Annotated in this window: 10 protein-coding genes and 1 pseudogene; 9 read left to right on the top strand and 2 right to left on the bottom strand. The window is 55.0% G+C overall.

Translation table 11 applies throughout. The features are described 5' to 3' along the window. Nucleotides 1–170: 170 nt before the first annotated feature. Complete coding sequence (locus Q1A63_RS03710; protein ID WP_298969373.1) at nt 171–1,082, top strand: class I SAM-dependent methyltransferase; 912 nt, start codon at nt 171–173, stop codon at nt 1,080–1,082. A 263-nt stretch (nt 1,083–1,345) separates the two neighbouring features. Here the strand turns inward: Q1A63_RS03710 and Q1A63_RS03705 are convergent, their stop codons facing one another. Then, nucleotides 1,346–2,422, bottom strand: a complete 1,077-nt coding sequence (locus Q1A63_RS03705; RefSeq protein WP_298969583.1) for a glycosyltransferase family 4 protein — start codon at nt 2,420–2,422, stop codon at nt 1,346–1,348. 167 nt (nt 2,423–2,589) lie between these two features. Next, a complete protein-coding gene (locus Q1A63_RS03700; protein ID WP_298969372.1) occupies nt 2,590–3,612 on the bottom strand; it encodes a polysaccharide deacetylase family protein in 1,023 nt (340 codons plus the stop codon). A gap of 121 nt (nt 3,613–3,733) precedes the next feature. On the opposite strand from Q1A63_RS03700, the pseudogene Q1A63_RS25595 reads away from it, so the two are divergent. The 8 genes and pseudogenes from Q1A63_RS25595 to Q1A63_RS03665 all read left to right on the top strand — a co-directional run. Further along, nucleotides 3,734–3,907, top strand: a pseudogene (locus tag Q1A63_RS25595) (FAD-dependent oxidoreductase); the annotation flags it as partial. Between the two features lie 66 nt (nt 3,908–3,973). Further along, the gene (locus Q1A63_RS03695) at nt 3,974–5,182 is read left to right on the top strand and encodes a hypothetical protein (protein ID WP_298969370.1); all 1,209 of its coding nucleotides are present in this window, start codon (nt 3,974–3,976) and stop codon (nt 5,180–5,182) included. A gap of 748 nt (nt 5,183–5,930) precedes the next feature. After that, entirely contained in the window at nt 5,931–7,118 is a 1,188-nt protein-coding gene (locus Q1A63_RS03690) for a glycosyltransferase family 4 protein (protein ID WP_298969369.1), read from the top strand. A 513-nt stretch (nt 7,119–7,631) separates the two neighbouring features. Further along, nucleotides 7,632–8,552: a sugar ABC transporter substrate-binding protein gene (locus tag Q1A63_RS03685; protein WP_298969367.1), complete on the top strand. Its 921-nt coding sequence runs from the start codon at nt 7,632–7,634 to the stop codon at nt 8,550–8,552. Between the two features lie 103 nt (nt 8,553–8,655). Continuing rightward, nucleotides 8,656–10,164 (top strand): sugar ABC transporter ATP-binding protein, encoded by a 1,509-nt coding sequence (locus tag Q1A63_RS03680; RefSeq protein ID WP_299630691.1) that lies wholly within the window; start codon nt 8,656–8,658, stop codon nt 10,162–10,164. A 41-nt stretch (nt 10,165–10,205) separates the two neighbouring features. Continuing rightward, nucleotides 10,206–11,159, top strand: a complete 954-nt coding sequence (locus Q1A63_RS03675; RefSeq protein ID WP_299401991.1) for an ABC transporter permease — start codon at nt 10,206–10,208, stop codon at nt 11,157–11,159. After that, entirely contained in the window at nt 11,156–11,566 is a 411-nt protein-coding gene (rbsD, locus tag Q1A63_RS03670; RefSeq protein WP_299630689.1) for a D-ribose pyranase, read from the top strand. Before Q1A63_RS03675 ends, rbsD begins: the two co-directional genes overlap by 4 nt. Continuing rightward, the gene (locus tag Q1A63_RS03665; RefSeq protein ID WP_299630687.1) at nt 11,563–12,513 is read left to right on the top strand and encodes a ribokinase; all 951 of its coding nucleotides are present in this window, start codon (nt 11,563–11,565) and stop codon (nt 12,511–12,513) included. Before rbsD ends, Q1A63_RS03665 begins: the two co-directional genes overlap by 4 nt. The last annotated feature ends 17 nt before the right edge of the window (nt 12,514–12,530 follow it).

Here is a 12,530-nt window from a genome sequence, read left to right as displayed (position 1 = left end):
GAGAAGCCCGAAATGTATGACGATCTTCTCTTAGCTTGCCGCGAATGGCTTAAGACCCCAATGTCACATACACAAATAACTTCAGGTTTCCCCCCCGTTTCAGGACCGTGCACGAACCGAAAAATTAATGGATACAGCCGCGTAAATTAGTCGCCCTGTTGGAGAAAGAGATGCCACTAGTAGATCGTAAATTTGTCGAAGACCTTATTGAATGGCCAGACGCACGGACGAATGTCGCAGGCAAAGGCACCACCCCAGCAACACAAACCGATGGGTTACCGATCTATGTCGATTTCGCAAATTCGGTGATCGACATCGAAGATCTAAAGGGAGAGGACGCAGGGCAGATCGAGCGTCGTTCCTACTCAGGGATCATCAGCCGTTTGAAACGCCTGGTTTCCCCCATCAAAAAATCGACGGTGGAGAATTCTGAAAACTTCATAGAAGCGCTCAAAGCCCTTAACCCGGAGCCGGTTGTATTAGTCATCGGCGGCGGCACGGTCGGACAAGGGATGGACGTAGTATATGAAGATTCAGCAATCAAGCTGGTTGCCTTTGATATCTATCCCTCGTCGAACATCCACTTCGTTGCGGATGCGCACAACATCCCGATCCAAAACGACACCTTTGATGGTGTTGTCGTTCAAGCGGTCCTGGAACATGTCCTGAGACCCGAGGTTGTGGTTGAAGAAATCTGGCGCGTATTAAAACCAGAAGGGCTGGTCTATGCCGAAACGCCTTTCATGCAGCAGGTGCACGAGGGCCCTTACGATTTCACACGGTTTACGGAGAGCGGTCACCGCTATCTGTTCCGCCGCTTCCATCGCGTGAAGTCCGGTTCAAGCGGGGGGCCTGGTACGCAGATGATTTGGTCGATCGACTACCTATTCCGGGGACTGTTTCGATCCCGTAAAGCGGGCAGCCTTGCGAAGCTCGCATTCTTCTGGCTGCGTTACCTGGATCACCTCATTCCGGAAAGCTACGCCGTCGATGGCGCAAGCGGCGTGTTCTTTTTGGGCAGGAAAGCCTCAAACACGATCTCTGCCAAAGAGATTATTGCTGACTATCGTGGCGCTCAGTGAGCGATATTGTGCCGCTATGCAAATCAAGGAATCTATTCGATTTATGATCTATAACAGGACGCGTCAGGGGACCTGCTAAGTAAACTGAACAGCATTTTAAAACCTGCAGAAATTTTAATTCGGCAATTTTACCGACCTAACTAGCGATGGACACTCGCCAGTTCGCGAATTTGTTCAGGCGATCATGCCAGGGCCAACACACTCGAACCCAATCAAGGCCACCCGTTTTGAATGATTAGGGGTCTCAATGACATTCTCAAATGTCAGTCCGCTTTTTCGCATGACTTTTCAGCGGAGAGGCCGAGCTTGGCCAAGAGGATTTTATTCACTTTTCTGACGTCAAACCGCGCCGTCGCAAGATCACGCCCCGCGGCGCCCAATCTCATACCCAGTTTGCCATCGGTCACAAACCTTTCCATCGCGTCCGCCAACTCGTCGACATTGCGAACGGAAACCACAAAACCTGTGGTGCCATCGACTACAGGCTCAGCACAGCCCGGCGCATCAGACGTGATAATCGCGCGTCCGGTCGACATCGCCTCAAGCACTGTTCGCGACACGCCTTCGCGATAGGAGGGAAGAACAAAAACGCTGCAGGCCGCCAAATATGGACGCACATCCGGCGTCTCCCCCAAATACTCAATTACGCCCTCAGCTCCCCACGCCTCGACCTCTTCAGCGTTGATCGACGAGGGATTGGCATCCAATGGGCCCAAGAGTTGACATCGTACGTCGGGATAACGCGCTTTCAGGCGACGGGCGGCTTCCACGTACTCACAAATTCCCTTGTCCTTCAAAAGGCGTGCAACCATCAGAAAAATCGGCGGACCTTTTGGCACAGGGTGCTGGGCAAATCGATCCAAATTTACCCCTGACCCGGGAATAACACTGACCGGACATTCTTGTCTGACCAACCGATGCCTGCGAAACTCAGCGGCGTCCGCTTCGTTATAGACAATCACTTCATCAACCTTTTTTAACGCGTGCCGATAAAGCTGTATCGATCCTCTGCGCAGCAACCGTTTCCGCAGGCTGCAGTGCTCATCGACAAACACATAGCCAAGGCCCGTGCACATCGGCAGCACCTTTTCGACACCGGCCCAGCGCGCAGCAAGGCCGCCATAAATGATCGGCTTCATGGTGTAAGAAAAGACGATGTCCGGGGAGAAGTCGCGGAAGACGCGGACCAATGCAAAAAAGGTCTTCAGATCTTGCCAGGGGTTTTGCCCTGTTCGGTCCATCGGGACAATTTTGAATGCAACACCAATCTCCGCGAGCCGCGCCTCTGACACAGGGTCAGAATTCGGGCCACATGCCAAAACATCCGCGTATTTCGCCATCGATTTCAACAAATCATAGCGGAACCCGACAAGCGATGCGGTCAGGCTTGCCAAAACGATGACACGTTTTCGCCGATGCTCGATGACCGTTTCGTTTCCTTCAAGCCCTTGGAAAGTTCGCCTGCTCTCGGAATCGACGGTCTGACGATATGTGGCTGAACGCAGCATTACGCCGCTCCAGACATCTGAGCGGAGGCTCTTTTGGCTGCATCTGCCGCTTCGGACATCGTCAGAGACGGCCACCCAAAAGTGTCCCTCAACTCACCGGAAAACGCGACGATCTCGCTCAGAACAGATATGTTTTCCTTGGTATAAGTTCCAAAATTATGCGGATGGAACCATAGATGAAAAATACGGTTCTGCTGGGCCGCCTGCTGCATTTCCCGCCTGATCAGCCCAAGCTGAAGCCTAGCGCCTGCCGCCGAGCCGCCGGCATAGGGCCGCAAGAACCGGCTCGCGGGGACATTCCCAATCCCATCACGCCAACTGGCATCAACGACCGCGCTGCCGCATAGCGGAACGTAACTGTTGGCCAGCCGCAGACCACGCTGCGCCTTGGACTGTTGCGCGCGCGCCGCAGGACGATCCACACGAAATGGACCTGGCCCGCGGTAGACATCGACGCCACGCGCCACACATACGTCCAAAGCGCCAGGTGTCACCTGATTTCTTGGAAAAACAATGCTCCGAGGTCGCATGCCAAGGCGCTGAAACGCGGCAATGGCTGCGTCGATGTCTGCTGTGAAAGCGGGGATGTCCAGCGGTTCTTCGAGGCAATAATAATGCGAGAACGTATGTGTCCCCAGCTCCTGGGTCGACCGAGCAGCAATGTCCTGAACAATTGACAGTCCGAAATGATAGGGGTCTGACGCCTCATCCTCACCCACCGTATCAATGAAAGCGTAGTTATTGTCTCGCTGGTTCCGAAATTGCGCCCTTCGGTGCGGCAGTGCGGCCAAAAGTTCATCGCGATTGTCGAACATCAACATGCCGACGGTCGCCCAAGTTGCATGCAACCCGTTGGTGTCAAACAAATCAAGCAATGCGGGAACAGCCTCACGCACGCCCAGAATATTCGGGCCATATGAGTCTATGGAATGTGTGCCGTAGACGCCCCACATGAGTTCCAGATCGAGGGAAAGAACAAATCCACCGCTGGAAAATCGACTATCATCTTGCGCATATACCATTGATTTTAGTGCAATTTCGAGTAACTAGGACTATTATGTAATTTAACTTTGTAAATCCTAGCAAATCGCAGTCTTCTTGTAACTGATTATTGTAACGAAAAGTTTATTTGGTGTGTGAAACATGGATTCTCAAAACTTTAATTTGGATGCCACCGAGACAATTGTAATCGGTGCCGGACCATCGGGCCTTAGTGCTGCTCTGGAGTTGCAGAAAGGCGGACACAGCCCCCTGTTGCTCGAACAAGGGCAGGAAGTTGGCGGGATGATGCGATCTCCGCGCTGGCAGGATTTCACTTTGGATCTTGGGCGTAAGGAGCTCTATGCGCGGTTTCCTGAAATCGATGCCCTGTGGCGCAATGCCGTGGGCGATGACTATGCGGAATATCCGCATCGGGTCGGCAGCCTGTACAAAGGGCGCATCGTCGAGATGTCCGGCAAGTATCACGGGCCTATGCGGGCCATGCCACTTGGCTGGCTCGCACTAGGTGGCATCGATCTTCTGCGCGGCTGGATGACCAGCGCCTTCAGATCTCCCAAAACCTACGAAGACTTCTGGCAGTTCCGGGTCGGGCAAACGTTCGCCGGCATCCTCGCGCAGGGCTATTGGGAAAAATTTCGCGGCGTACGTTGGTCTGATTTGCCACCGCCTGACGACAACCCGGTTGGTCAAGCCAGGGGTACCGGTTTAATGGCGACCGCGAAAAACGCCATTGCGATGGCATCGCGAGGCGGCGTGTCGCGTCAGGTTGCGTGGCGGCATCCGAAAGCAGGAACCGGGCAACTTTTTGAACGGCTTGCCGATGAATACGCGGCCCTGGGTGGAAGAACTGTCTTTGGAGCGAATGTTACCGACTTGCAGCCCGAAACATGCGGTAGCGTGAAGGTCACCTATGCCGTTGACGGCAAAACAACCGTCCAAACAGCCCGCCAGGTTGTTTCAAGCATGTCGATTGAGCAGCTTTGGGACAGGCTACCCGAGCGCAATACTGCATCGATCAAAATGCCGAAACCGGGGGCGGAAGCGGACCGGTCAGTTCTTCTTGTCTACTTGTTTCTGGGTGTGCCACACCAATTCCCGCATGCGTGGCTAGAAGTGAACGATCCCGATTTGAAGTGCGGGAGGATCACGAACTTCGGGGCTTTTGGGGGCCGGATGGTGCCCGAAGGAAAGGCTGCCTACTGTGTGGAGTTCTTTTGCTCCGGTCAAGCGGACATCCTTGGTTACACCGAAGAAGAGCAGGTAAAACTTGCGATTTCAGAGCTGGAAACTGCCGGGATATTGAACCCACGCGATTTGATCGGGTCACAGGTTTTGCATTTCCCACGCACGAACGCAGCGGCCAGCTGGCGAGAACAGCAAACTGCCTACAGAACCGCCTTGTTCGGCGAAGTTTCAAAACTCAAATCGATTTATCACGTCAATCGGCCAGGCGCTGACTGGGCCAGTCTTTCCGGAATTCAAGCGGCACGGGCAATCCTGAATGAGGACCGCGCATCCTTTGACGATGCCGCCGATCCGACGCGCCGACAAGAAGACAGTATTCCCGAAAACGCGCGCAGCAAGGTGTGACGAGATAGAGAAGTGCGCGCCCTAGTTCACGCGCCGAAACGACCGGTGTGAGCTATGCAAATGTCCGATTTGAACCGAACCCGAAACGCCCACAGGGTCTGCAGAGCTTGCCGAGGGGATGCAAAACGCGCAGCTCCACCCGCGCGGTTTGACCTATTCCCAATTCATTGGCGATCCGAATACTGCATCGCTATGTTTTAACTGAGAGACGCTTGATGATTTCAGCCGCCCCGTCAGCACCAAAGCATGATACGTGCTCCTGCTTCTTACGGATGGGACATGTCTCAGCACTCCGGCCAGTAGCTTTGAGTCGCAAACTCATGAAACGACGGATATGTTTGCATTTTTGAACACCACGGTCTTTATGTTTGTTTGGAATTTTTTTTGCACGTTGTGCGCTGCGGTTTTGCTGTTTCGGAATTAGGGTTTTTATTGTGCCACAACGGACCAGAGTACAATGTACGTTGCCGCGAACTGGTTTACCAATAGTAGAAGCTATCGCGCATGGTCCGGTTGCTGCGGTCCATGTTGCGCCCAGCGGAGCCTGCTATCACGGCCATTTAGCTATGGCTGCCTCTTCCCCTGCTGCACCTCCGCCTTTACCCCCGCCCGCCTATCGCATGACAAGACATAGTGGCGACAGCAAGGAAGTCGCAAAGCCGACTTCACCGACAATGCCAGGCGATCTGCTAACAGTTACCCAGCCGCCAACGACCCCTCCGACCGAATGAGCAGGACAATCAGACCGATGACCAAAACAAACAATCGCATTCGCGTTCTTTTTCCGTTCGTTGGCGGAAACGAGATCGGCGGCAGTCATATCTCTGCCATGATGCTCATCCGCAACCTTGACCCCAATCTGTTTGAACCGCGTATCCTGATCCACCATCCTGCCGGGCCTTTCGCTGATATGCTGACCCAGAATGGAGATACGTTCGATGCCATTCCGGACATTCCAATTCTCGGCTCCAAGAGAACGCTGGCTTCCAGCAATTCCACAGGCGCGGTGGGGTATCTGCGCCAATCATTGCCAGCCCTGCGCGCTGTCCTGAAGCGCATTGACGCAGACATTGTCCACACGAACGACGGGCGGATGCATTCCAACTGGTCACTGCCGACCCGTCTCTCCGGACGGGCGCATCTCTGGCACCACCGACAGGATCCGGACGGCTTTGGCATCAACAAAATTGCGCCACTCCTGGCAAACAGGATCGTAACCGTGTCCGAATATGCCAAGCCGAACAACCCACTTCGCAGCATCGAAAAGCGATGTGACGTCGTCCACAGCCCTTTCGATTTTGATATGGATCCGCCCGACCCGAACGCTGCACGCGCTGCCTTGTGCGCGGAGTTGGGTATCGAAGATAATGCGCTCATTCTGGGATATTTTGGCACAATCATCGTCCGAAAGCGGCCCGACCATTTTGTGCGCGCCGTGGCCGCCATTCAGGCCCAGGTGCCGGACACACCTGTCTACGGCCTCATTTTCGGAGAGGTGGAGCGCCCGGAATCCCGTCTGGACGAAACCGTTCCGGCGCTGGCAAACCAATTGGGGATTGGGGCGCGCGTCAAGCTGATGGGTTTTCGCAGTCCGATACATGCGTACATGGCGGGCATCGATGCTATGCTGGTGCCAGCGCTTAACGAACCCTTCGGGCGCACATTGATAGAAGCAATGTACCTCGGCACACCTGTTATCGCGACCAATCACGGCGGCAACCCCGAGGCGATTACAGACGGTAAAACCGGCTTTCTCGTCGACAAGGATGATCCCGAAGCTTTCGTCGAGCCCGTATTGAAGCTAAAAGAAAATCCGGACCTCAAGTCACGGATTGTGTCTGCGGCAAAGGCGGATGTGTTGGAAAACTACGGCACGGACAAACATGTTTCGAAAATCAGCGCCATCTATGAAGGGTTGATCGCGCGCGCGCCATAAGAGACAGAAATGCCGGGGTGCTGGGCCGATTACGGCACCTGCTCTTGTCGCGACGGTCTGGCGCGCGAAACAGTTTCGTTACGGTGAGGAACTCTTGGCCTGCTGGATCTGAAGCTTGGCGCGTCAGTGCTCGTACTTCAATATGCGCTTTTTTGGGCGCCAAACTGAGCATGATCCGCTCTTTAATGGCTTCGCCAAAGCGCGATCCCGGTAGCGCACGAGGAATGGCAAATCGAATGAACGGATCAATATTCGGTTCATTATGAGATGAATTAAATCCATGACCAGCTTCAAATCGCCATTCCAGAAATACCTCGATCTAAATTTTTTATTATATTTAACAGAGATATAAGTCGATATCTCGCCTATCCATGCAGTTCAGAGATTTACCCTTCTCATTTATGAAACGTTTCATATTGACACGAATCATGATCCGTGACCCACTGAAAGCAGGCCGGAAAACAGCCGCACTTCTGCGCAGATAAGGCCAACAAAGTTATCAGGGAGGCTCTCATGAAGCTCATCAAATTCGTTGCTGCGGCAGCGACCGGAATTCTTTTGTCTACTGGAATCGCAATCGCCGAGGAGAAGCCCGTTGTCGGGTTAATCATGAAATCATTGGCGAACGAGTTCTTTCAGAACATGTTGGAGGGGGCCGAAGCCCACGCTGAAGCGCGCGGGGACTACGAATTGCGCGCTGTTGGCATGCAAAACGAAACCGACTTTGAATCCCAAATCAACGCGGTGGAAAACTTCATTACCCAAGGGGTGGACGCCATCGTCGTTGCACCAGCCGACTCCAAAGCAATGGTGCGCCCGCTTAAGAGGGCCATGGAGGCTGGCATTGTCGTCGTGAACTTCGACGTTGCACTCGATGAAGGCGCGAAGAAACAACAGGGCGTCGAACTGGCCTTCGTCGGTCCCGACAACCGCGGGGGTGCCAAATTGGCAGGGGATGCCCTGGGGCAGGCTCTGGGTGAAGGTGCCAAGGTCGTCATCATTGAGGGCAACCCCGGCGCGGACAACGCTACCCAGCGCCGCATGGGGTTCGAAGACTCGGTCGCTGAATACAAACTGGAGCTTCTGGACAGCCGCACAGCCCATTGGGAAACCGAAGAGGCAAACCAGTTGCTGGCAAACATGCTGACCGCCAATCCGGACATTCAGGGTGTGATGGCGGCCAATGACTCAATGGCAATTGGTGCTGTCAAAGCGCTTGAAGCGGCAGGTCGGACGGACATCAAGGTTGTGGGTTTTGACGCAATCCCGGCGGTACTTCCGATGATCGAAGACGGTCGTTTGCTCGCCTCTGTTGATCAGTTCGGCAAAGAGATGGCCGCCAATTCCATCGACCTTGCGCTGGAAGTCGTTGCCGGCGGACCGGCGCTTGAAGGTTGGGTCAAAACGCCCATTGAGCTCGTCAGCGGGAAATAATTCTCCCCGGGGGCATCTGGTGAAACGCATCGGATGCCCCCGCGAACCTGACCACCGGAGAATGACGATCATGTCGAATTCACGCACCTCTCCCCTTCTCTCTGTGAGCGGCCTACGCAAATCCTTCGGCGGGATCCATGCACTCGACGGGGTCAGCTTTGATTTGGTGGCCGGAGAAGTTCACGCGCTGGTCGGCGAGAATGGGGCCGGGAAATCCACCTTGATCAAAGTGTTGTCCGGCGTCCACATGTTCGACGACGGGGCGCTCAAAATCGATGGTGCAGTCTATCAACCCGCATCACCCCACGCGGCCAAATTGGCCGGCATTCAGGTTGTGCATCAAGAATTCAACCTGCTGAATGATCTGAGCGTCGCCGAGAACATTTCCATTGAAGCGCTTCCCCGCACCCGGTTTGGTCTGTTGGACCGACGCGAAATGAACCGCCGGGCGCGCACCGCGCTTGATGCCATCGGGCTCAGCGATGTGGATGTGACCGCCCCCGTGCGCAGTCTGGGCATCGCACACAGACAGTTGGTGGAAATTGCACGTGCCTTGCAAAGCGATAGCCGGATTCTGATCCTCGACGAACCTACTGCCACGCTGACGGAACGCGAAACGGACCGTCTTTTTGAAATCGTGACGTCGATAAAGATCAAGGGCGTGACCGTCGTATTTGTATCGCATCACCTGGACGAGGTGTTCGGCATCTGTGATCGCGTTACAGTTTTTCGGAACGGCAAAACCATCATTACCGAGAATATCAAGGATGTAGCGCCCCCCGATGTCGTGCGCTACATGGTAGGACGCACCCTCGAAGAACGATCGGATTCGGGTGCTGGATTTGAGGATGATGTCGCCATTGCCCTATCGGTTCGGGGCCTGGTCACAACTGCCAACACAACCGCACAGGGCATCGATTTTGATTTGCGCAAAGGCGAAATTCTGGGCATTGCCGGGTTGGTTGGAGCAGGCCGCACAGAAGTCCTGCGGGCCATTTTCGGTGCCGATCCCAAGATCGCGGGGCACATCACAAAAGACGCTGCCGAACTGAAAATCAGCACCCCAAGGGATGCGATCGCCGCTGGCATTGGATTTGTCACCGAAGATCGCAAGGAAGAGGGCCTCATCCTCGACATGCCCATTGCCGCGAATACCTCATTGGTCGATATCGCATCCATTTCGCGGCGCGGCCTGCTGGACTTTTCATCCGAACGCAAGATGGCCACGCAGGGTGGCACGCGCCTGAGATTGAAGTACGGAAAATTGTCTGACGCGGTATCCAGTCTGTCGGGTGGAAACCAACAAAAAGTCGTATTGGCCAAATGGCTGGCCTGCCAACCGGATGTCCTGCTGTTAGACGAGCCCACACGGGGCGTGGATGTAGGGGCCAAGGCCGAAATCTACAGCATTTTGCGCGATTTGGCAGCTCAAGGCGTCTCGATGATCGTCGTATCGTCTGAACTGCCGGAACTGATCACGCTGACCAACCGTGTTCTGGTCATGGCCGGGCATCAGATCCAGGGCATGTTGAACCGTGCGGATTATTCGCAAGAACGCATCCTTCAACTCGCCTACGGGCAAGAGAAATCATCAGAAAGAAAATCGGCATGAGCACCGCTGAGAACCTTCCAGCCGCATCAGGGAGACGCCCTTTGTCCATTCGATCCATCATCAATAACGCAGGCATCGGACTCGCGCTTTTGCTCATGATCATCTTCTTTTCGGTCGCGAGCGAGCACTTCCTGTCTGCAAACAACATCACCAACATTCTGACGCAGATCACGATTAACCTGGTCCTCGCTGTGGGTATGACATTTGTCATCCTGATCGGTGGCATCGATCTGTCGGTGGGGTCTGTCATGGCCTTTGCAGCCGTTGTTGCGGGCAAAGCCATCACGCTTCCGGGGATGGGCGCTACGGAATTGATTATTCTCGCGATCCTGGCCGGCCTCATGGCCGGAATGATCTGTGGCTTTATCAATGGTGCCGTCAGTGCCTACTGGTCGCTTCCATCCTTCATTATCACTCTTGGCATGCTCAACATTGCGCGCGGGGCAGGTTTGCAGATATCGGGGGCCCAGACGATCTACTCCTTCCCCTTCGCTTTCGAGGAATTCGGCTCAAAGCTCATCTTTGGCGTGCCCGTCGTCTTCCTGGTGGCCCTGAGCCTCGTTGTGGTGGCGTGGTTTATCCTGAACCGGACAGTTTTCGGGCGTCTGATCTATGGTATCGGAAACAATGAAGAGGCTGTGCGCCTCGCCGGGCATCCGGTGTTTTGGTACAAAGTCGCCGCTTTTTCGATCTGTGGGCTGACGGCTGGAATTGCTGCGATCATCTATATGGCGCGATTGAACATTTCCTCGCCCATCGCTGGGATCGGATTTGAACTGAACGCGATTGCCGCAGTGATCATCGGTGGCACCAGCCTGAGCGGCGGGCGCGGATCTGTCATCGGCACTTTGCTGGGCGCCTTCATCATCGGGGTGCTTGCAAACGGGCTCATCCTGATCGGGTTGAGCGATTTTGTCCGCCAGATGATCACAGGCGTCGTCATTGTGGTTGCGGTCATCCTTGATCACTATCGTGCAAAGTATTCGGCAACATGAAAAGGACCCACCTTCTCAACCGCTATCTGAGCGCGTTGGTTGCAGAGCTTGGGCATCTGGATGAAATTGTGGTGGCAGATGCAGGGTTGCCTGCACCCTGCGGCGTTCCGGTGATTGATCTTGCTGTGCGACCAGGCCTGCCCACTCTCTTTCAGGTGATGGATGCCCTCAAAAGCGAAATGGTTGTGCAAGCGGCGCATCGCGCGGAGGAATGTGACGCAGACCTTGCAACTCGTATGGCTGAAACGCTGGAAGCCGGGGAGACCGCGCGGGACAAGCAGGTCAACTTTGGCACGTTGGCGCATGCGGATTTCAAGACCCGATGCCAGACTGTGAAGGCCATCATCCGAACCGGCGACTTCACCCCCTATTCCAATCTGATCCTTGTAAGCGGAGTGCCGTTTTGACCGATGTCGTCGTCGTAGGAAGCATTAATGTCGACATGACGAGCTATCTGGCGCGATGGCCCGGGGTCGGTGAAACGGTCACCGCGATCGATACGCGCATAGGGTTGGGCGGCAAAGGGGCCAATCAGGCCGTCGCAGCTGCCCGATTGGACAGTTCGGTCGCTTTGATTGGGGCAATTGGCTCAGACAGCTTCGGACGGGACGCTCTAGACCGGTTGCGGCGGGCCAATGTACATCTCATACCGGCGCCTGCAGAGACCGAAGCGACCGGCATGGCATTCATTGACGTAGGCCCGGAGGGAGGCAACATCATCCGGTTGGCGGAAGGCGCAAACCAAACCCTCTCTCCCGAACACATCGACTCCAACGCCAAGACAATTGCGAATGCAAAAATACTGCTTTTGCAAAACGAGGTGTCGATTGAAACCTCTTTGCGGGCGGCGGAAATTGCGCGGGCACATGACGTACGTGTCATTATGGACCCTGCGCCAGCGCCGGTGCCCTTCTGGTCCAAAGATGTCTTGCAGGCTTTCGACGTCATTACCCCCAATGCTCATGAAGCGCATCTGATCCTCGGCGCGCTTCCCCAAACTCTCTCCGAAGCACAAAGGGCGGCTGAAGAACTACGCGATTTCGGACCACGCGGCGCAATCGTAACCATGGGCGGTCTAGGCGTGGGTTGGAGCATCGGAACGTCACGCGGCTCAATGGCCGCACCGACCGTGCCAACCGTCGACACAGTGGCCGCCGGAGATTGCTTTAACGGCGCGTTGGCAACGTTTTTGGCACAAGGCGCCGAAATATGTGACGCTATTCAGCGCGCTGTCTACGCGGCTGCGCTCGCCACCACGCGGCATGGGGCGGCGGAAGCAACGCCAACAGCAAACGAGCTTTACGAATTCGGTACAACTTTGGGATCGAACCCTCTAGAATCCAGCCGCGTATGAGTTCGCTTGAGTAACTG

Origin of the sequence: uncultured Roseobacter sp. (genome assembly GCF_947499265.1) — a bacterium.
Taxonomy (GTDB): Bacteria; Pseudomonadota; Alphaproteobacteria; order Rhodobacterales; family Rhodobacteraceae; genus Roseobacter.
Note: the sequence above shows the minus strand (reverse complement) of the source record. Positions and strands in the feature narration are given on the sequence as shown.